Annotated in this window: 20 protein-coding genes; 5 read left to right on the forward strand and 15 right to left on the reverse strand. The window is 63.3% G+C overall.

The window, feature by feature from the left end; all coding sequences use genetic code 11:
- Positions 1–115: 115 nt before the first annotated feature.
- Entirely contained in the window at positions 116–1735 is a 1620-nt protein-coding gene (locus XI06_RS36510) for an MDR family MFS transporter (RefSeq protein ID WP_271607507.1), read from the forward strand.
- A 28-nt stretch (positions 1736–1763) separates the two neighbouring features.
- Positions 1764–2225, forward strand: a complete 462-nt coding sequence (locus XI06_RS36515) for a carboxymuconolactone decarboxylase family protein (RefSeq protein ID WP_237864595.1) — start codon at positions 1764–1766, stop codon at positions 2223–2225.
- 135 nt (positions 2226–2360) lie between these two features.
- Here the strand turns inward: XI06_RS36515 and XI06_RS36520 are convergent, their stop codons facing one another.
- From XI06_RS36520 to XI06_RS36545, 6 genes are all read right to left on the reverse strand, one after another.
- Complete coding sequence (locus XI06_RS36520) at positions 2361–3221, reverse strand: D-amino-acid transaminase (RefSeq protein WP_271607508.1); 861 nt, start codon at positions 3219–3221, stop codon at positions 2361–2363.
- A gap of 92 nt (positions 3222–3313) precedes the next feature.
- A complete protein-coding gene (locus XI06_RS36525; protein WP_271607509.1) occupies positions 3314–4045 on the reverse strand; it encodes an amino acid ABC transporter ATP-binding protein in 732 nt (243 codons plus the stop codon).
- 12 nt (positions 4046–4057) lie between these two features.
- Positions 4058–4750: an amino acid ABC transporter permease gene (locus XI06_RS36530; RefSeq protein ID WP_237864598.1), complete on the reverse strand. Its 693-nt coding sequence runs from the start codon at positions 4748–4750 to the stop codon at positions 4058–4060.
- A gap of 4 nt (positions 4751–4754) precedes the next feature.
- Entirely contained in the window at positions 4755–5486 is a 732-nt protein-coding gene (locus XI06_RS36535) for an amino acid ABC transporter permease (protein WP_237864599.1), read from the reverse strand.
- Positions 5487–5617: 131 nt separating this feature from the next.
- Complete coding sequence (locus XI06_RS36540; RefSeq protein WP_237864600.1) at positions 5618–6529, reverse strand: amino acid ABC transporter substrate-binding protein; 912 nt, start codon at positions 6527–6529, stop codon at positions 5618–5620.
- A gap of 84 nt (positions 6530–6613) precedes the next feature.
- Entirely contained in the window at positions 6614–8008 is a 1395-nt protein-coding gene (locus XI06_RS36545) for a M20 family metallopeptidase (protein WP_271607510.1), read from the reverse strand.
- A 263-nt stretch (positions 8009–8271) separates the two neighbouring features.
- Here XI06_RS36545 and XI06_RS36550 point away from each other — a divergent pair, with 263 nt between their 5' ends.
- On the forward strand, positions 8272–9651 hold the full coding sequence (locus XI06_RS36550) for an LLM class flavin-dependent oxidoreductase (protein ID WP_271607511.1): 1380 nt from the start codon (positions 8272–8274) through the stop codon (positions 9649–9651).
- Between the two features lie 53 nt (positions 9652–9704).
- Here XI06_RS36550 and XI06_RS36555 read toward each other — a convergent pair whose 3' ends face one another.
- A complete protein-coding gene (locus XI06_RS36555) occupies positions 9705–11366 on the reverse strand; it encodes a thiamine pyrophosphate-binding protein (RefSeq protein ID WP_271607512.1) in 1662 nt (553 codons plus the stop codon).
- 142 nt (positions 11367–11508) lie between these two features.
- Between XI06_RS36555 and XI06_RS36560 the strand changes: the two genes are divergently transcribed.
- Positions 11509–11934 (forward strand): TfoX/Sxy family protein, encoded by a 426-nt coding sequence (locus XI06_RS36560; protein ID WP_271607513.1) that lies wholly within the window; start codon positions 11509–11511, stop codon positions 11932–11934.
- Here the strand turns inward: XI06_RS36560 and XI06_RS36565 are convergent.
- The 3 genes from XI06_RS36565 to XI06_RS36575 form a co-directional block, all read right to left on the reverse strand.
- Positions 11888–12394: a GFA family protein gene (locus tag XI06_RS36565; protein ID WP_271607514.1), complete on the reverse strand. Its 507-nt coding sequence runs from the start codon at positions 12392–12394 to the stop codon at positions 11888–11890. The two genes, XI06_RS36560 and XI06_RS36565, sit on opposite strands and share 47 nt — an antisense overlap.
- 250 nt (positions 12395–12644) lie before the next feature.
- Entirely contained in the window at positions 12645–13772 is a 1128-nt protein-coding gene (locus tag XI06_RS36570; protein WP_271607515.1) for an alkene reductase, read from the reverse strand.
- Positions 13773–13891: 119 nt separating this feature from the next.
- Complete coding sequence (locus XI06_RS36575; protein WP_237871973.1) at positions 13892–15388, reverse strand: aldehyde dehydrogenase family protein; 1497 nt, start codon at positions 15386–15388, stop codon at positions 13892–13894.
- 185 nt (positions 15389–15573) lie between these two features.
- On the opposite strand from XI06_RS36575, the gene XI06_RS36580 reads away from it, so the two are divergent.
- A complete protein-coding gene (locus XI06_RS36580) occupies positions 15574–16419 on the forward strand; it encodes an SDR family NAD(P)-dependent oxidoreductase (RefSeq protein WP_271607516.1) in 846 nt (281 codons plus the stop codon).
- A 9-nt stretch (positions 16420–16428) separates the two neighbouring features.
- Here the strand turns inward: XI06_RS36580 and XI06_RS36585 are convergent, their stop codons facing one another.
- The 5 genes from XI06_RS36585 to XI06_RS44025 form a co-directional block, all read right to left on the reverse strand.
- On the reverse strand, positions 16429–16635 hold the full coding sequence (locus tag XI06_RS36585) for a hypothetical protein (RefSeq protein ID WP_271607517.1): 207 nt from the start codon (positions 16633–16635) through the stop codon (positions 16429–16431).
- A gap of 73 nt (positions 16636–16708) precedes the next feature.
- On the reverse strand, positions 16709–17122 hold the full coding sequence (locus XI06_RS36590; RefSeq protein WP_220002405.1) for a Rieske (2Fe-2S) protein: 414 nt from the start codon (positions 17120–17122) through the stop codon (positions 16709–16711).
- Between the two features lie 7 nt (positions 17123–17129).
- The gene (locus XI06_RS36595) at positions 17130–18242 is read right to left on the reverse strand and encodes an amidohydrolase family protein (protein ID WP_237864610.1); all 1113 of its coding nucleotides are present in this window, start codon (positions 18240–18242) and stop codon (positions 17130–17132) included.
- A gap of 71 nt (positions 18243–18313) precedes the next feature.
- Complete coding sequence (locus XI06_RS36600) at positions 18314–19375, reverse strand: amidohydrolase family protein (protein WP_271607518.1); 1062 nt, start codon at positions 19373–19375, stop codon at positions 18314–18316.
- Positions 19376–19396: 21 nt separating this feature from the next.
- A complete protein-coding gene (locus tag XI06_RS44025) occupies positions 19397–19495 on the reverse strand; it encodes a hypothetical protein (protein ID WP_442869487.1) in 99 nt (32 codons plus the stop codon).
- Positions 19496–19536 lie beyond the last annotated feature (41 nt).

A 19536-nucleotide genomic window follows, 5' to 3' on the forward strand; every position in this document is an offset into this window, starting at 1 on the left:
GCGGAGGATCGCGGCAGGATTATCAAGTCCTGCCTGACGATCCTTCCCGGACTTCCCCGATTATCGAAACGGTCCACTTGACGCATCCTGTCTCCGCAACAGAGACGAGGCTTCCATGAGCACGCTCCAACCTGCCGTCAACGCCGCCTCCGCCGCCGACATCCCCGCGACGCAAGCTGCTGCCGCCACGCCGGCCGTTTCCGCCAAGACCTGGATCGCGGTGGTTGGCGCCACGCTCGGCGCTTTCATGGCAGTGCTCAACATCCAGATCGTCAACGCCTCGCTCGCCGACATCCAGGGCGCGATCGGCGCCGGCATCGACGACGGCGGCTGGATCTCGACCTCCTACCTGATCGCCGAGATCGTGGTGATCCCGCTGTCCGGCTGGCTCGCGCAGGTGTTCTCGATCCGGATCTATTTGCTCACCAATGCGATCCTGTTCTTAGGCCTGTCCGCGGCCTGTGCGCTGGCGCAGGACCTGCCGCAGATGATCGTGCTGCGTGCCGTCCAAGGTTTCACCGGCGGCGTTCTGATCCCGATGGCGTTCACTCTCATCATCACATTGCTGCCGCGTGGAAAACAGCCGGTCGGGCTTGCGCTGTTCGCGCTGTCGGCGACGTTTGCGCCGGCGATCGGCCCGACCATTGGCGGCTATCTCACCGAGAATTTGGGCTGGCAATACATCTTCTACGTCAACCTCGCGCCCGGCGCGATCATGGTCGGCATGCTCTGGTACGCGCTCGAGCCCAAGCCGATGAAGTTGTCGCTCCTGCGCGACGGCGACTGGGCCGGCATCATCACCATGGCGATCGGCCTCTCCGCGCTTCAGACCGTGCTGGAAGAAGGCAACAAGGACGACTGGTTCGGCTCACCCTTCATCGTCAAGCTCAGCGTGATCGCGGCCGTGGCATTGACCGCCTTCCTGATCATCGAGCTGACCGTGAAGAAGCCGCTGCTCAACCTGCGCCTGCTGGTCCGCCGCAATTTCGGCTTCGGGATGCTCGCGAACTTTCTGCTCGGCGTCGCGTTGTATGGTTCGGTGTTCATCCTGCCGCAATATCTGTCGCGGATTCAGGGCTACAATTCCGAGCAGATCGGCATGGTGCTGGCTTGGACCGGTCTGCCGCAGCTGGTGCTGATCCCGCTGGTGCCGCGCCTGATGCAGCGCTTCGATGCACGGATGATCATTGGAATCGGCTTCATCCTGTTCGCCGCCTCGAACTTCATGAATATCTTCATGACCAGCGATTACGCCGCCGACCAGCTGTTGTGGCCGAACGTTGTCCGCGCTATCGGCCAGGCGCTTGTGATGGCGCCGCTGTCGGCGGTGGCTACATCGGGCATCGAGGCGGAGAATGCGGGCTCGGCGTCCGGCCTGTTCAACATGATGCGCAACCTCGGCGGCGCCGTCGGCATCGCCCTGTTGCAAACCGTGCTGACCAAGCGTGAGCAGTATCACTCCAACGTGCTGACGCAGTCGGTCTCGGTGTTCGAGCAGGCCACCCGCACGCGGCTGGAGCAGCTCACGCAATATTTCATCAATCACGGCGTGCTCGACCGTGCCGATGCCGCGCATCGCGCCTATGTAGCGATTGGCCACGTCGTGCAGAAGCAGGCTTACATCTTCGCCTTCAGCGACACCTTCTATCTGCTCGGCCTCGCGCTGATCGTCGCCTTCATCGCGTCCCTCTTCCTGAAGAAGCCTGGCCATGTCTCGGCCGGGGGAGCCCACTGACCCCTCACCTCGCAAAAGGAGAACGACCATGAAACCCCGCATGAATTTCTACCAGGCCGCCCCCGACACGATGAAGGCGCTGATGGCGCTGGAAGAGCAGATCCAGTCGACTGGACTCGAGAAATCGCTGATCGAACTCGTCAAGATCCGGGCCTCGCAGATCAACGGCTGCGCCTTCTGCATCAACATGCACACCGAGGACGCGCGCAAGCGCGGCGAGACCGAGCAGCGCATCTATCTGCTCAATGCCTGGCGCGAGTCGCCGCTCTATACCGACCGGGAGCGCGCCGCGCTTGCCTGGACCGAGTCGGTGACTCTGATCTCCGAGACGCATGCGCCGGATGATGTCTATGCAGAGGTCCGCGCGCAGTTCTCTGACGCGGAGACGGTGAACCTGACCGCCCTGATCGGCGCCATCAACGCCTGGAACAGGCTGGCGATCGCGTTCCGCGCGGTACATCCGGTGAAGGTGAAGGCGTCGGTGGCGTAGGGCGCGGCGCGTCCCTCGAAGCAGGTCTCGTGGGGTGGGCAAAGCGTAGCGTGCCCACCTTCAGCCAACGAGGGAAAAGACGTGGGCACGGCGCAAGTGCGCCTTTGCCCACCCTACGGCAGCGGAGCGCGCGGCTTAGACCGCCGTCGCTTTCGCGAACTCCACGTAGATCTCGCGCAGGCGCGTTGCCATCGGGCCGGGTTTGCCGTCGCCGATCGTCTTGCCGTCGAGCGCGACCACCGGCTGCACGAACGCCGAGGCCGACGTGACGAACGCCTCCTTGGCGGCGAGCGCCTCGGCGACCGTGAAGGGGCGCTCCTCGACGCGGAGCTGACGTTCCTCCGCAAGCGCGATCACCGCCTTGCGGGTGCAACCGGGCAGGATCGCGTTCGAATTCTGTCGGGTGACGATGACGTCGTCCTTGGTGAGAATGAACGCCGTGGACGAGCCGCCCTCGGTGACGTAGCCGTCTTGCAGCATCCAAGCCTCGCCGGCGCCGGCTTCGGCCGCGGCCTGCTTCGCCAACACCTGCGCCAGCAGCGCCACGCTCTTGATGTCGCGCCGTTCCCAGCGGATGTCGGGCACGGTGATGACGTTGATCCCGGTCTTGGCCGAGGCGGCGTTGATGATGTCCTTCTCCGAAGTGAACATCACCAGGCTCGATTTGACGTCGGCCTTGGGAAACAGAAAGTCGCGGCCCTTGTCGGCGCCGCGCGTGACCTGGAGATAGACGAGACCGCTCATCAGCTTGTTGCGGGCGATCAGCTCCTTCTGGATCTCGGTGATGCGCTCAACGGTCTCCGGCAATTTCAGCTTGATCTCGCCGACCGAACGCTCCAGCCGTGCCAGATGCGAGGCGTTGTCGACCAGCTTGCCGTCAAGCACAGCCGAGACCTCGTAGATGCCGTCGGCAAACAGGAAGCCGCGATCGAGCACCGAGATCTTGGCTTCCGAAAGCGGAAGGAATGAGCCGTTGACGTAGGCGATCGAGTCCAAGGCGGGTCTCCTGGGAGGATGGGGATTTGGCGCGTTATACGCCAGTTGAGGGGATCGAGCACCCTCGTTTCGTCATTCCGGGGCGGCGGTGGTTAGTGGGAGAGAATCTTCGACAAGAACTTCTGCGCGCGGTCGCTGCGGGGCTTGCCGAAGAAGTCGTCCTTCGGCGCGTCCTCGACGATCTCGCCGCGGTCCATGAAGATGACGCGGTTGGCGACCTTGCGGGCAAAGCCCATTTCGTGGGTGACGACCATCATGGTCATGCCTTCACGGGCGAGATCGACCATGACGTCTAGCACCTCGCTGACCATTTCAGGATCGAGCGCCGAGGTCGGCTCGTCGAACAGCATCACGATCGGATCCATCGCGAGCGCGCGCGCAATGGCGACGCGCTGCTGCTGGCCGCCGGAGAGCTGCGCCGGAAATTTCTGCGCCTGCTCCTTCAGGCCGACGCGCTCCAAGAGCTGCATGCCCTTGGCGACCGCCTTGTCGTGGGCCCGGCCCAGCACCTTCTCCTGCGCAAGGCAGAGATTGTCGATGATTTTCAGATGCGGGAACAGCTCGAAGTGCTGGAACACCATGCCGACGCGCGAGCGCAGTTTCGGCAGATTGGTCTTGGGATCGTTGACCTTGGTGCCATCGACGCTGATGTCGCCGCTCTGGAACGGCTCCAGCGCGTTGACGCATTTGATCAGGGTCGACTTGCCCGAGCCCGAGGGGCCGCAGACCACCACGACCTCTCCCTTGGTGACGCTGGTGGTGCAGTCGGTCAGCACCTGGAAGGTCGGGGTGTACCATTTGTTGACGTGGCTGATTTCGATCATGACCGACTTGCTCTAGCGGATGATGGCGATGCGCGCCTGCAGGCGGCGAACGCCGAAGGACGCGATACAGGAAATGGTGAAGTAGACGATTGCGGCAAACAGATACATCTCGACCAGACGGCCATCACGCTGTGCGACCTTGCTGGCCGCACCGAGGAAATCGGTGATTGACAGCACGTAGACCAGCGAAGTGTCCTGGAACAGCACGATGGTCTGTGTGATCAGCACCGGCAGCATGTTGCGGAACGCCTGTGGCAGCACGACGTAGCGCATGGTCTGCGCGTAAGTGAGGCCGAGCGCGTTGGCCGCAGCCGGCTGCCCCCGCGAGATCGACTGGATGCCGGCGCGCATGATCTCGGAGAAATAAGCCGCCTCGAACATGATGAAGGTGATGAGTGAGGACGCGAACGCGCCGACGCTGATCGGGCGCGAGGCTCCGGTCACCCACTGTCCAATATAGGGCACCAGGAAGTAGAACCAGAAGATCACCAGCACCAGCGGCAGCGAGCGCATGAAGTCGACATAGACACCGGCGATGCGGCCAAGAATCTTGTAGCCCGACAGCCGCATCAAGGCGATCGCCGTGCCGAACACGAGGCCGCCGAGGGCTGCGAGCCCCGTCAGCAGCAGCGTGAACGTCATGCCCTCGTAGAACAGATAGGGCAGCGCGCGGATGATGACACCGAAATCGAAATTGCTGAACATGGCGCTATTTCCCCGTGATGTAGCCGGGGATCGCAACCCAGCGCTCGAGGAAGCGCATCGCGGTCACGACCACGGCGTTGACGAGGAGGTAGAGGATGGTCGCCGCCGTGAAGGCCTCGAACACCTGGAACGAGAATTCCTGCATCGAGCGCGCCTGTCCGGTCAGCTCGATCAGGCCGATGGTGATGGCGACCGCCGTGTTCTTGATGGTGTTCAGAAACTCGGAGGTCAGCGGCGGCAGGATGATGCGGAACGCCATCGGCAGCAGGATATAGCGATAGCCCTGCATCGTAGTCAGCCCGAGCGCGGTCGCAGCCATCTTCTGCCCGCGCGGCAGCGAGGAAATGCCGGCCTGCAATTGGATCGCGACGCGCGCCGACATGAAAAATCCGATACCGATCGCCGCGGTCCAGAACGGCGCGTTCGGCAATTGCTTCAGCCACAGGCCGGCGGCCTTCGGCAGCAGTTCGGGCAGCACGAAGAACCACAGGAACAGCTGCACCAGCAGCGGCATGTTGCGGAAGAACTCGACCCAGCAAAAGCCGAACCAGCCGGCAGCCTTCGACGGCAGCGTCCGCATCACGCCGACTAAGGAGCCGAAGACCAGTGCGATGATCCAGGCGAGCACCGCCGTCTTCAAAGTCAGCACCAGGCCCGACAACAGCATGTCGAGATAGGTGCCAGTCCCCATCGGGTTCGGCTCGAAGAAAATTCCCCAGTTCCAATGATAGTTCACGTGTCCCCCGCGCGAACGCGCCAATCAAGATTGGCTCGAAAGAAGGTCTGGGCGCTTATGCAAATGTCCGGCCACTCTGGTGTCAAGAGTGGCCGGACATGATCCCGACCCAGGAAGGTCGGGGTTATATCTTACTTATAGTCGTCCGGGATCGGCGAGTCCGACGGCTTTGCGAACTCGTTCTTCAGCTGATCGGAGATCGGGGTGTTGAGGTTCAGACCCTTCGGCGGAATCTTGGACATGAACCACTTGTCGTAGATCTTCTGGCCTTCACCCGAGGTATAAAGCGCAGCAGTTGCCGCATCGACCACCTTCTTGAACGGCGCGTCGTCCTTGCGGAGCATGATGCCGTAGGGCTCGGGCTTGGAGAACGCATCCTTGGAGATCACATAGTCGGACGGCGTCTTCGCGCCGGCGACGAGGCTCGCAAGCAGGATGTCGTCCATCACGAAGGCAACCGCGCGGTCGGTCTCGACCATCAGGAAGGCTTCGGCGTGGTCCTTGGCCGGGATGATGTTGGCGCCAAGCTTCTTCTCGACGTTGGCTTCGGTCAGCTGCTTGATGTTGGTGGTGCCGGCGGTCGAGACCACCGTCTTGCCCTTGAGGTCGTCGATCGACTTCAGGCCGCTCGACTTCTTGAAGACGTAGCGGCTGGCGGTGAGGAAGTGGGTGTTGGTGAAGGCGACCTGCTTCTGGCGCTCGGCATTGTTGGTGGTCGAGCCGCATTCGAGATCGATGGTGCCGTTCGCCATCAGCGGAATACGCGTCGCGGAGGTCACCGGGTTGAGCTTCACCTCGAGCTTGTCGAGCTTGAGCTCCTTCTTCACGGCGTCGACGATCTTGTAGCAGATGTCCATCGCGAATCCGACGGGCTTCTGGTTGTCGTCGAGATAGGAGAACGGGATCGAGGAGTCGCGGAAGCCGAGCGTGATGGCGCCGGTGTCCTTGATGTTCTTCAGCGTGCCGGTGAGTTCCTCGGCCCCAGCCTGGCTCACAGCAAAGGTCGCGACGAGCGCGAGGCCGATGTGACGGAAATGTTTCACTTTTTCTCCCCTTTCAGGATGATGCGGCCAGATGCAAGCACATCTCGGCCCGGATTAGAATGTGACTTTCGGCTGGATGCCCGCTCAGGTTAATGGACTTAGCGGCTTGGGCAATTCACCGAGATCCCAGAACAGGCCGGCCATGACCGTCAAGGCTTCTTCGGTCAATGGCAGCAGGATGTGCTCATTGGGCGCATGCTGAGAGCAGCCGGGATAGGAGTGCGGCACCCAGATCGTCGGCAGGCCCAGAACTTCCGAAAACACGTCGTTCGGCAGCGAGCCGCCGAAGTTCGGCAGCACCGCCGGCGCCTTACCGGTGGTGTTCTGGACTGAGTCAGCCGCCCATTTGATCCAGGGGCTGTCGAAATCGGTGCGCGAGGCGGCAAAGCTCTGGGCCGCCCGCACCTCGACCATCGGAAAACCCTTTTCCACCAGATGCGCCCTGACGGCGTCGATCAGGCCATCGACCTTGGTGCCCACCACGAAACGCAGTTGCAGCACGGCATTGGCATGGCCGGGAATGGCGTTGGCCGGCTTCTCGATATTGCCCGACGACATCGCCAGCACTTCCAGCGTGTTCCAGGCATAGAGCCGCTCCGCCGCGGACAACCCCTCCTCACCCCAGTTCTCCGCAAGCTGTGGCTCGTCCTCGGTCGGCACCACCTGCACGTCGGCAAGATAGCTGCGGATCTGGTTGGTCAGGCGCGGCGGCTTCAAGGCTTCAAGCTGGAGACGGCCATGGCCATCGACCAGCGTCGAGATCGCGTTGACCAGAATGGTCGCGGGGTTGGCGAGCACGCCGCCCCAATTGCCGGAATGGTGGCCGCCGTCGCGCAAGACGACGTCGAGATGGATGCGGATGCCGCCGCGGCAGCCCAGGAACAGCGTCGGCCGATCCGCCGAAAGCCGCGGTCCGTCCGAGGCCATGAACAGATCGGCCTTGAGCGCATCGCGGTTGAGATCGCAGACCTTGCCGAGATCGGGCGAGCCGATCTCCTCGCCCATCTCGACGATGAACTTTGCATTGAAGCCGAGCTTGCCGCCGCGGGCCTCGCGCACCGCGCGCAGCGCCGCCATGTTGATGCTGTGCTGGCCCTTGTTGTCGGCCGTGCCGCGGCCATAGAGGCGAATGCCCGCCTTCGTCGTGCGCCAGGGATCGCGGCCGTCGCGCCACTCGCCTTCCATGCCATCGACGACATCACCATGGCCGTAAACCAGCACGGTCGGCGCGGACGCGCTCTCATGATGTTCGGCAAACAGGAACGGCGACTTGCCGCTCGGGGATTCGACGATGCGGCTGGTGAAATCGAGCGCGGCAAAGGCCGGCACCATCTCCTGTTCCAGATAGGCCCGCAGCTCAGGGCCGCGCGAGGCGTTCTGGCTCTCGGTCTTATAGGCGACGCGGCGGTCGAGTTCGGAGAGAAACGCACCGGATTGGAAGTCGTCACGGGCGCGGGTGATGGCGTCGGCTCTGGTCATCAGTATCGTCTTCAACGTCCTGGAACGAGGCAGCGTAGCGGACTACGCGGACGCTCGAAAGTGGCGGGGCCTTGCGATTTCGTTCTTGCTCTCTTGAGCTTGGCTTGCCAAGAGCGGAAGTGCCGCTGATTTTGGCCTTGCCAAGCGCAAGCCTTCCTATTCTTGGCCCTTGCCAAGGGCCAATGATATGCAAGAACTTCGCCAGATTGGGGCGCACGTCTATCATTCAAAGAGCGCTCAGTACAGGGCGCCGGGGGACCAGCATGGCCAAGCAAATCAGGCTCAACGCATTTGCGATGAATTGCGTCGCGCATCAGTCGCCAGGGCTGTGGACCCATCCGCGCGACCGCACCGCCGAATATAACCGCCTGCCCTACTGGATCGATCTTGCGAAGACGCTGGAACGCGGCCGTTTCGACGGGTTGTTCCTGGCCGACGTGCTCGGCGTCTACGACGTCTATGGCAACAGCCCTGACGCAGCCTTGCGCAATGCAGCACAGACGCCGTCGAACGAGCCGCTGCTGCTGCTTTCGGCCATGGCGGCAGTAACGAAGAATTTGGGCTTCGGCGTCACCAGCAATCTTTCGTTCGAGCCGCCCTACCCGTTCGCGCGGCGGATGTCGACGCTCGACCATCTCACCGAGGGACGGATCGGCTGGAATGTCGTCACCGGCTATCTCGACAGCGCCGCGCGCGGCGCCGGCAAGGACAAGCAGACCGGGCACGACGACCGCTACGACATCGCCGACGAATATATGGAGGTTGTCTACAAGCTCTGGGAGGGCAGTTGGGAGGAAGACGCGGTGCTGCGCGATCGCAAGCGCGGCATCTTCACCGATCCCAGCAAAGTTCATCGCATCAATCATGAGAGTGCGAACTATCGCATCAACAACACGATCCATCTCAGCGAGCCGTCGCCCCAGCGCACGCCGGTGCTGTACCAGGCCGGCACCTCGCCGCGCGGGCGGCAATTCGCGGCCAAACACGCCGAATGCGTGTTCATGTCGGGGCCGTCGGCCAAGATCATTGCGCCGCGCGTCGCCGCGATCCGGCAGGAGGCCGCCGCGCTCGGCCGCAACCCGGCCGAGATCCTGATGTTCAACATGATGACGATCATCCTCGGCAACACCGAAGCTGAAGCTGCGGCGAAATATGCCGACTATCGCTCGCACATCAATCCTGAAGGCGCGCTCGCTTTGATGTCGGGCTGGACCGGCATCGACTTCTCAGGCTACGAGCTCGATCAGCAGGTCCGTCATGTCCAGAACGATGCCGGCCGCAGCGCGCTCGACAACGTCACCCGCGGCGACCCCGATCGGGTCTGGACCGTGCGTGATGTCATCGAGCATGTCGGCATCGGCGGCGCCGGGCCGGTCGTGGTCGGCACGCCCGAAAGCGTCGCCGACAAGATCGAGGATTGGTTCGAGAAGACCGACGTCGACGGCCTCAACGTTGCGTTTGCGATCTCGCCCGGCGATTTCGAGGATATCTCGGACATGCTGGTGCCGGAGTTGACCAGGCGCGGACGGTACAAGAAGGAATATGCGAAGGGTACGCTGCGGGATAAACTGTTCGGCGACGGCCGCGCGCGGCTGGATGCGCCGCATCCGGCGGCGGGGTATCGGGTGGGGAAGAGGGGATAGGCTCTCGCCTCATCTTCGGTGTCGTCCTGGCGAAAGCCAGGACGACACCGGGGCTACACCTTCCCGTCCACCATCACCTCGATCAGCTTTGTACCCGGCCGATTGAACGCCGACGCCAGCGTCGCCTTAAGCTGACTGGGATCGCTGATCTTGATCGCTTCGCAGCCGAGCGCCATGGCAACGCCTGCGAAATCCACGGGCGGATCGACAAAATCCATGCCGACATAATTGTTGTCGCCATGGAAGGAAAGCAGGCGCTGCTTGATGATGCGGTAGCCGCCATTGTTGGCGATGACTACATTGAGCGGCAGCTTGTGATGCGCGGCTGTCCACAGCGCCTGGATCGAGTACATCGCGCTGCCGTCGCCTGAGAAACACACGACAGGGCGATCCGGATTGGCGATGCTGGCGCCGACCGAGGCCGGCAGGCCCCAGCCGATGCCGCCGGAGGCAAGCCCGTGATACCCGTAGCGGTCGCGATGCGGACGCAGCGCCGCGACCTGACGGCTGGAGGTGAGGCCTTCGTCAACGAGGATGGCATTCTCCGGCATCGCCTCGACCATTTGCAGCACGAGATAATCGGGATCAATCGGCGTGCGGGCGGCGTTCTTGCCGATCTGCTCGACCAAAGCGGCGCGCCGCGCGGTCCAGTTCTTCGGCGCAAGCTCGGTGAGGCGCTGTATTGCGCGGCTCGCCAGCGTCGCACCACCCATCTCCTTCAGCACCGGGATCAGCGCGCGCAGCGTTTCCTTCACGTCCGCCTTCAGTGCGATCTCGGCACCGTAGTTCTTGGCGATCTCCCAGTCGACGAGACCGATCTGCACGATGCCGAGACCATCAGGCAGCGCGTCGACCTCGCTATAGACCGACATGCGCAGGGGATCGCCGCCGAGGGCGATCAGGAGGTCGTAAGGCGCGAGCGTGTCGCGTGCGACCTTCTGCACGCGGGCCAGCGTGCCGACGAAACTTGGACTCTCCGAGAGGAAGTGCGCGCCATAGGGCGTAGACGACTGGTAAGCCGCGGCGCCGAGCAACTCGGCGAGTTCGGCAGCTTCCTTCAGCGCATCGCTCTTGACCACCTCGTCCATGGTGACGATCACAGGGCGCTCCGCTTTCAGCAGCCGCGCGGCAAATGCTCTGAGCGCGTCGTCCGAGGGCTTCACCCGCGCGTCGATGCGGGTGGAGCGGCCGAGATCGATGCCGGCCTCGCTGTTGAGGATGTCGCCCGGCAGCGAGATGAACACCGGCCCAGTCGGCGGCGTCATCGCCACCTTGGCGGCGCGGCGCACGATGCGCGGCAGGTCCTCCAGCCGCGTCACCTCGACCGCCCATTTCACTAACGGCTCGGCCATGCGTACCAGCGGGCCATAGAGCACCGGCTCCATCAGGCCGTGGCCCTGCTCCTGCTGGCCGGCGGTGAGGATCATCGGCGTGCCCGTGAACTGGGCGTTGTAGAGCGAGCCCATCGCATTGCCGAGGCCGGGCGCGACATGGACGTTGCAGGCGACGAGCTTGCCGGAAGCGCGGCTGTAGCCGTCGGCGATCGCGACCACCAGACTTTCCTGCATCGCCATCACATAGGTGAGGTCAGGGTGGTCCTTCAGCGCGTGCATGATCGGCAGCTCGGTGGTCCCGGGGTTGCCGAACAGATGCGTGATACCCTCGTCCTTGAGCAGCGCGAGAAAGGCGGAGCGGCCGGTGATCTTGTTCTTCATGTTTCCTCCAGGAGCGGACGTTGCCGCAAGGACGGGAGACATGATGGCCGAACTTTCGGGGCACGCGCAAGGAAGCGCGGTCATGGCTGCCTTGCGCACACGAGGAGAAGCTGGAAAGATCGACCAAGCCGGGAGGACCGTCATGGCCTACGACGAAGCCACCGCATCACGGGTTCGCAAGTTGCTGGCGGGCCAGCGTCACGTTGCGGAAAAGAAGATGATGAGCGGGCTTTGCTTCATGGTGGACAACGTGATGTGCTGCACCATCAGCGGCCGCGGCGGCATGCTGTTTCGCGTCGGCCCTGAGGCGCACGCGCGAATGCTGAAGGAACCGCACACAAGTCCGATGGAAATGCGCGGGCGCATCATGACCGGATTCGTGCGGGTCTCGGATGAAGGCACGCGAACCGATGCCGGGCTCAAGTCCTGGGTGAAGCGCGCGCTCGATTACGTGGCGACGATGCCGGCCAAGCCGCCGGCAAAGCGGGCTGCGCCGCGCAAGGCAGCAACCAAGACGAGGATTAAAGCGCCTCCTCGCGCCCGAGCTCGAACGGATTCTCGCCGCTAGCACGCTTCTTCTTTTTCGAGCGCTGCCAGACCACGCCCGGAAAGCCCTTCAGCGGCACCAGCGGCTCGCCGGTATAGGCCCATTCCTGCAGCTCCTCGATGGCAATGTGATAGAGGGGCTGGCGCCCCGTGCGCTCTTTGAAGAGCGCGCGGGGAATATTGACCATGTGCGGGCCGCGCGGGCGCTCATAGGCGATCGGCGTGCCGCAATGCGAGCAGAAGCTGCGCACGGTCTTGGTCGCCTTGTCCTCGTAACGGGTGAGCGCGGTCTTGCCTGATGTAATGCGAAAGCGCTTCTTCCAGCTGCCGACATAAGTCGCGTAGGCCGCGCCATGAGCGCGGCGGCTCGCGGCGGAGTGATCATGCCAGGCCCATCGCGCGGGGACGTCGATCTCGAAAGTGACCTTGCCGCAGAGGCATTGGCCGGTGGCGGTTCCTGCGGCAGCGGCGGCTTTGGCCATGATATTTCCTCATCGTCATTGCGAGGAGCGTCAGCGACGAAGCAATCCAAACTGCCTCTGCGGAAAGACTCTGGATTGCTTCGCTGCGCTCGCAATGACGGAGATTGTGTTGACGGCCGGGCCACAAATCAAGCTCGTCATTCCGGGGCGCGACGAAGTCGCGAGCCCGGAATCCATTGGGCAGCAAGTCAAGACGGCAAATGGATTCCGGGTTCGATGCTGCGCATCGCCCCGGAATGAAAGGAAGAGATCACGCCAGCGTCAGCTCGTCATAGACAGGGTAATCCGTATATCCCTTTTCCTCGCCGCCATAGAACGTCGCGCGATTGTACGGCGTGATCGGATAGCCATGCTCGAACCGTCGTGGCAGATCGGGGTTGGAGATGAAGATGCGGCCGAAGGCGATGATGTCGGCATGGCCCTCGGCGATCGCGGCGTTCGCGGTTTCGCCGGTGAAACCGCCGGCGGTCATCAGCACGCCGCTGTAGTGCGGACGGAACAGCACCATGGCCGAGGGCACGTTCTCCCAATGGACGTCGGCGCGGCCGGCACCGCTGGAGCGCGGCTCGATGAGGTGCAGATAGGCAAGGCCGAGCTTGTCGAGCTCCTTCACCACGTGAGTATAGAGCGGCATCGGATCGGGCTCGGCGGAATCGTTGGCGATGCCATGTGGGGACAGCCGCACGCCGACGCGGTTCGCGCCCCAGACGTCGATCGCGGCCTGGGTGACTTCAAGCAGCAGGCGCGTGCGGTTCTCGATCGAGCCGCCATATTGATCGGTGCGCTGGTTGCTGCGTGATTGCAGGAACTGCTCGAGCAGATAGCCATTGGCGCCATGGATCTCGACGCCGTCAAAGCCGGCCGCGAGCGCGTTCTTCGCGCCCTGCCGGAAGGCCTCGACGATGCCCTTGACCTCGTCGGTCTCCAGCGCGCGCGGCGTCTCGTAATCGGCGATCTTGCCATCGGCGGTCATCGCCTTCATGCCTTCGGCCCTGATCGGGATCGCCGAAGCCGAGACCGGCAGGTCACCGCCGTGGAAGGAGGAATGTGAGACGCGGCCGACATGCCAGAGCTGGAGGAAGATGATGCCGCCCTTGGCGTGCACGGCATCGACCACTTTGCGCCAGCCGGCGATCTGCGCGTCCGTATAGATGCCCGGCGTCGCGGGATTGCCGCGGCCATGCGAGAGCACCGGCGAGGCTTCGGCGATGATCAGGCCGCCCTTCGTCGCGCGCTGACCGTAATATTCGGCGTTGAGAGGCCGCGGCGAAAAGCTGTCGCGCTCGGCACGCATGCGTGTCAGCGGCGCCATCGCGACGCGATGCGCAAGCTTGTACGGACCGACCTGCAATGGTCTAAACAACGCCGGATATTTCATGCTGGCCCCAGGTGGCTATGGAAGGATGCGGATCATATAGCGAGGGGCGGCCACCGGAAAAGGCGCCGCCCCACCAAAAAACGGATATTCCCTCGCGCGGAACGCGGGAGAAACAGGCCTTACGCCGTCTTGATCCAGACGGCCTTCACGTTGAGATATTCCTCGACATGCTGCTTGCCGGACTCGCGGCCATAGCCGCTCATCTTGTAGCCGCCGAACGGCACGGCCGGGTCCATCGCCTGGTAGCAATTCACCCACACCGAGCCTGCACGCAGGCGCTTTGCGACCGCATGCGCCTTGGTGACGTCGCGCGTCCACAGGCCGGAGCCGAGGCCGAAGGTGGTGTTGTTGGCGCGCTTGACCAGTTCGTCCATGTCCTTGAACGCGATCGCGGAGATGACGGGACCGAAGATCTCCTCCTGCGCGATGCGCATGTTGTCCTGGACGCCGGCGAACACGGTCGGCGAGACGAAGAAGCCTTTTGACAACGCGCCTTCGGTGACGCGGCCGCCGCCGGCGAGTGCTCGCGCGCCTTCCTTTTGGCCGATGTCGAGATAACCGGTGACGCGCTCGAGCTGCTGCTCGGAGACCAGCGGGCCGATCTGCACGTTGGGATCGAGGCCGTTGCCGACCTGCAGCTTCTTGCCGAACTCGGCGACGCGGCCGACGAACTCTTCGTAGATGGCCTGCTCGACGAACAGGCGCGTGCCGGCGCTGCAGATTTGCCCCGAATTGGCGAACACCGCCATCGCGGCGCCCGGAACGGCGGCATCGAGATCGGCATCCGCAAACACGATATCAGGCGACTTGCCGCCGAGCTCGAGCGAGACGCGCTTGAGGTTACCCGCCGACGCCCGAATGATTGACTGTCCCGTGACATGCGAGCCGGTGAAGGCGACCTTGTCGACGTCATGGTGCGAGGCAAGCGCGGCGCCTGCGGTCTCGCCATAGCCGGGCACGACGTTGACGACGCCGGGCGGAATGCCAGCTTCCATCGCGAGCTCGGCGATGCGCAGCGAGGTCAGCGGCGCCTCTTCGGCCGGCTTCAGCACCACAGTGCAGCCGGTCGCGATCGCAGGGCCGATCTTCCAGATCGTCGCGGTGAGCGGACCATTCCAGGGAATGATGGCGCCGACGACGCCGATCGGCTCCTTCAGCGTGTAGGAGAAGATCTCGCCGGGCAGCGAGTTCTCGATGGTCTCGCCATGGATCGCCGTGGTCTGGCCGGCGTAATAGCGCAGCATGCCGACGGCGCGCAGGCGATAGGCGCGGGTGCGGCTGAGCGGCGCGCCCATGTCGAGCGTATCGAGCTGCGACAATTCGTCGAAATTCTTCTCGACGAGATCGGCCAGCCTGAGCAGCAGGTTCTGGCGCTCGAACGGCTTGACCTTGCTCCAGGGGCCTTCGAAGGCTCGGCGGGCGGCCGCGACCGCACGATCGATGTCTTCCTTGTCGCCTTCGGCAACGGTTGCGAGCAGCTCGCCGGTGGCGGGGTTGTGGGTCTCGAAGCGCTTGCCGGAGGCGGCATCAACCCACTTCCCGTCGATCAGCATCTGCTTGTAGGACCCGTTGGCGAACGGATGGCGCGTGATCGGAATCGCCTGCGACACAGCCATGGCTGCACTCCCCTTATAGGTGATTGATTGGGTTCGATCTGGGCGGGATCGTTAAGTCAAAGAGAATACAGCGGCGCCGGAAAGGCGTAAAGTCGGCGCGGAACGAAGGCCTGCCATGCCGACTTGTGCAGGGTCCCGCGAACGCATGTTATAGCTCGACCAAGAGTCACTCCCGGAGAACTGCCATGCCGCATCCTGTCATCGCCAAGGGCAATGTTGCCGTGATCACCGGCGGCGCATCCGGCATCGGTTTCGCCGCGGCTATGGCATTCGCACGCGCCGGGATGAAAGTGTGCATCGCCGATGTCGACGAGAGCGGGCTGGCGGAGGCTGCAACAAAACTGTCATCGATCGCAGGCGCAGCGAACGTGATGGCGTCAGTGGCCGACGTCAGCCGGATCGAGAGCGTGACGGAACTGGAACGCGCCGTGGGCGCGCATTTCGGCGGTACCGACCTGCTGATGAACAATGCCGGCATCCAGCCGGGCAGCACGCTGTTCGGCGAGCCGGACAATTGGCACCGGATCATCGGCGTCAATATGTGGGGCATCATCAACGGCACGCGCATCTTCGCGCCGAACATGATGGCGCGCGGCAAGGCAGGCCTGATCATCAACACCGGCTCCAAGCAAGGCATCACCACCCCGCCCGGCGATCCCGCCTACAATGTCTCCAAGGCCGGCGTGAAGGCGTTTACGGAGGCGCTCCAGCACGAGCTGCGCAGCACCAGGGATTGCCACATCACCGCGCATCTCCTGATCCCCGGCTTCGTGTTCACCGGGCTCACCGCCAAGGGCCGCACCGAAAAGCCGGCCAGCGCCTGGACGCCCGAGCAGACCGTGGAATTCATGATCGCGCGGCTCGAGGCCGGCGATTTCTACATCCTCTGCCCTGACAATGACGTGCCGCGCGCACTCGACGAGAAACGCATGCTGTGGGCTGCCGGCGACATCGTCGAGAACCGCCCGCCGCTGTCGCGCTGGCATCCGGACTACGCGGATGCGTTCGCACGGTTCGTGAAGGGGGAGTAGGCGAGAATCCTACAGCGTCTCTTGCTTGTGCCCGCAGTTCTTGCAAGCAAATTTGACGCGGCTCTGGCCTTTTTCCGCCTGAACCCGGTTTGGCGCGCCGCACTTGCCGCAGACCGCCTCGATGCGGGTCGAGCCCTGCTTCACGACGACGGTCTTCTTTTCCATCGATTCGCGGATCAGGCGCTCGGCCTCTTCACGCAGGGATTGTTTCGACAAAGCTCGTCTCCGCCTTAAGAAAGCGCGAGAGCCATATCGCACCTGCGCTCAAATCACAATCGGCAAAGCCCGCTCAGACCTCGACAATCACATAACTGTCCTCGACATGTACCGGAAATGTCTCAGCGACATACGGTCCCTTCTGCAATTCCTCGCCCCGCTCCACCGCAACCGGATATGATCGGATCTTGAACCGTTTGGGGTCGAACCAGGACTGGCCGTTGCGCATGTCGAACTCCCAACCATGCCAGGGACAGCGCAGCATCTCGCCAACGCGAGAGCGCTCATAGACGCCGGGCTCTGGCGAGGTCAGCCGCGCTACGCAGGCCGCTTTCTCCAGCGGCGCGCCTTCATGCGGGCAGCGGTTGAGCAGCGCAAAGAACTCGCCGTTGACATGGAACACGACGATGTCGCGGCCCGCGACGTCGACAACCTTGTTGCCGCCGGGCGGGATTTCTGAAGTCGACGCGACGATGTGACGGGCCATGCTCGTCTCAGAACTTGTAGACCGCACGCGCATTCGTGCTGAAGATCTTCTTACGCTCGGCCTCGGTGAGCGGCGTCTTGAAGGCGAAGCGCGGATCGTCGAAGTCCCAGTGCGGATAGTCCGACGAGAACAGGAGACGATCGATGCCGACCCATTCGATCAGCGCGCGCAGATGCCGCGCCTCGTCTGGCTCGTCGATCGGCTGAGTCGTGAACCAGAAATGTTCGCGGACATATTCCGAGGGCTTGCGCTTGAGATGGGGTACCTCGCTGCGGAAGCGTTCGAAGTGTTGATCCATGCGCCAGACCGCCGACGGGATCCAGCCGAAGCCGCCCTCGATGAAGACGATCTTCAGTTTTGGAAACCGCTCCGGCACGCCCTCGATGACGAGGCTGGCGAGCTGCGCCGCGATGGTGTGGGCGTTGGATTGATGTTCCTCGACATAATAAGACGGCCAGCCGCCGCCGGTCGGCGCGTGACCGCCATAGCCGCCGACATGGATGCCGAGCGGCAGGTCGAGCGCCTGCGCGCGCTCGTAGATCGGCCAATAGCGGCGACGGCCGAGCGGCTCGTTGGCGCGCGGCGAGACATTGATCTGGATGTATTCGCCTGTTTTGGCGCAGCGCTCGATCTCGGCGATCGCAAGGTCCACGCCGTCCTGCCCGACCAGGATCGAGGCCTTCAGGCGCGGATCGCGATGCGACCAGAACGCCAGCTGCCAATCGTTGATGGCGCGCTGGATCGCCGCGCCGAATTCGAGATTCTGCTGCGAGAAGATGAAGAGATCGAGCACCTGCAAGATGCCGAACTCGACATCGAGCGGATCGAGGTGCTGCTTCTGCATGAAGGCCAAGTCGGAGCCGGGCGGCCCACCCGTCGGCGGCCAGGCATCGCGCCGCGCGATCAACGGCGAGGAGCGGGGATAGGGCGTCGTGAAGAGATAGGGCGTACGCAAATGGCTGCCATATTCCTTCAGATGCTGCTGCCAGCGTTTTGGCAGGAACTCGTTGAGATCATCATGAGAATGCAGGCTCGGATGCACGTCGCAATCGACGATTCGCAGCCTTGATGCGGCCGGTCTCTCGTCGTCACGCAAAGGGCGGTCGATGACGTCACTCATGCGATCCTCCAAGCTTTTTGTTTGCGCATGATCTTATCGGAAAACCGGGCCCCACTTTTCCGGATCATGCGCTAGTTCAACGACAACCGCGGAAACGTCTCCAGCGGATTGTCGACGCACATCTTGTCGATGATGCTCTTCGGCAGATGCGGCGGGATCGGATCGTCGCCGTCGAACTGCCAGTGCGGATAGTCGGACGCGAACAGGAACATTTTTTCGGAGCCGATCTGGTCGATGATCTCCTCGACGCTTCTGGCGTCGCCGGGCGCGTCGAACGGTTGCATTGTGACGCGGAAATTGTCGCGGATGATCGCGGCCGGCTCACGCTCGACCCAGGGTACCTCGACGCGCACGCCGCGCCATGTCTTGTTGGCGCGCCACATGAAGGCCGGCAGCCAGCTCACGCCAGATTCCATCAGCACGACTTTTAGGTTCGGGTATTTGCCGAACACGCCCTCATAGATCAGGCTCAGGATCTGCGCCTGAAACGCCTGCGCCTCCACGAAATAATATTCGTAGCGATGCGACGGCCAACCGGCCGAGCTTGGCGCCTGGCGATATTGCGTGCCGGCGTGGATTGCGAGCGGCAGCTCGTATTTCTCTGCGAGCTGATAGACCGGCCAGAAATGCCGGCGGCCCAGCAGCGTCTCGCCCTGCGCCAGCACCAGAATGGAGACAAACCTGTTATCGCCGGCGCGGCGCTCGATCTCCTCGATCGCGAGATCGGGCGCCTGCAACGGCACGACGATGGACGCACGCAGGCGCGGGTCGCGCGACAACCATTCGGCGGCGATCCAGTCATTGATGGCCTTGCAGAAGTCGGCTGCCATGTAGGAATCGAACACGGCCTGCGCGCCATAGAGCACGTTGAGGATGGCGTGGCTGGCGCCGAGTTGGTCGAAGGCGCCCTTCTGCACCATGGCAAGGTCGGAGCCCGGCTTGGTGCCATTGGCCGGCCGCCAGTCGGCGCGGCCCGTGAGCGGCATGCTCGGCGGATAGCTCGTGAGATCGAGGCCGTCGATAGCGCGGCTCACCACCTGCTCTTTCCAGTGATCGCTGAGATAGGGCAGCAGCGTCGTGCGCGTGCCACCAACCGCCGGGTGGATATCGCAGTCGATCCGCGTCACCGCCATGGATGCTCCCTCGGGCAATCTTTATTGGCGGCGTTCTCTGCACCACCGGTGCAGAGTGCTCCGGCCGATGCCGAGGCGCAAGGCCACAGACCTGCGCGATCCGTCATGGCTCGGTTGCATTTCGCACGCGCGATATGGCGTCAGGCCGTCATGATCAAGAT

It is taken from the genome of Bradyrhizobium sp. CCBAU 11434, assembly GCF_028128895.1.
Taxonomy (GTDB): domain Bacteria; phylum Pseudomonadota; class Alphaproteobacteria; order Rhizobiales; family Xanthobacteraceae; genus Bradyrhizobium; species Bradyrhizobium zhengyangense.

Excerpts from the sequence above, each read along its gene's own strand:
- XI06_RS36510 (WP_271607507.1), top strand. The coding sequence starts at position 116 with ATGAGCACGCTCCAACCTGCCGTCAACGCCGCCTCCGCCGCCGACATC.
- XI06_RS36515 (WP_237864595.1), top strand. The coding sequence starts at position 1,764 with ATGAAACCCCGCATGAATTTCTACCAGGCCGCCCCCGACACGATGAAG.
- XI06_RS36525 (WP_271607509.1), bottom strand. The coding sequence starts at position 4,045 with ATGATCGAAATCAGCCACGTCAACAAATGGTACACCCCGACCTTCCAG.
- XI06_RS36530 (WP_237864598.1), bottom strand. The coding sequence starts at position 4,750 with ATGTTCAGCAATTTCGATTTCGGTGTCATCATCCGCGCGCTGCCCTAT.
- XI06_RS36545 (WP_271607510.1), bottom strand. The coding sequence starts at position 8,008 with ATGACCAGAGCCGACGCCATCACCCGCGCCCGTGACGACTTCCAATCC.
- XI06_RS36550 (WP_271607511.1), top strand. The coding sequence starts at position 8,272 with ATGGCCAAGCAAATCAGGCTCAACGCATTTGCGATGAATTGCGTCGCG.
- XI06_RS36555 (WP_271607512.1), bottom strand. The coding sequence starts at position 11,366 with ATGAAGAACAAGATCACCGGCCGCTCCGCCTTTCTCGCGCTGCTCAAG.
- XI06_RS36560 (WP_271607513.1), top strand. The coding sequence starts at position 11,509 with ATGGCCTACGACGAAGCCACCGCATCACGGGTTCGCAAGTTGCTGGCG.
- XI06_RS36565 (WP_271607514.1), bottom strand. The coding sequence starts at position 12,394 with ATGGCCAAAGCCGCCGCTGCCGCAGGAACCGCCACCGGCCAATGCCTC.
- XI06_RS36570 (WP_271607515.1), bottom strand. The coding sequence starts at position 13,772 with ATGAAATATCCGGCGTTGTTTAGACCATTGCAGGTCGGTCCGTACAAG.
- XI06_RS36575 (WP_237871973.1), bottom strand. The coding sequence starts at position 15,388 with ATGGCTGTGTCGCAGGCGATTCCGATCACGCGCCATCCGTTCGCCAAC.
- XI06_RS36580 (WP_271607516.1), top strand. The coding sequence starts at position 15,574 with ATGCCGCATCCTGTCATCGCCAAGGGCAATGTTGCCGTGATCACCGGC.
- XI06_RS36590 (WP_220002405.1), bottom strand. The coding sequence starts at position 17,122 with ATGGCCCGTCACATCGTCGCGTCGACTTCAGAAATCCCGCCCGGCGGC.
- XI06_RS36595 (WP_237864610.1), bottom strand. The coding sequence starts at position 18,242 with ATGAGTGACGTCATCGACCGCCCTTTGCGTGACGACGAGAGACCGGCC.
- XI06_RS36600 (WP_271607518.1), bottom strand. The coding sequence starts at position 19,375 with ATGGCGGTGACGCGGATCGACTGCGATATCCACCCGGCGGTTGGTGGC.
- XI06_RS44025 (WP_442869487.1), bottom strand. The coding sequence starts at position 19,495 with ATGCAACCGAGCCATGACGGATCGCGCAGGTCTGTGGCCTTGCGCCTC.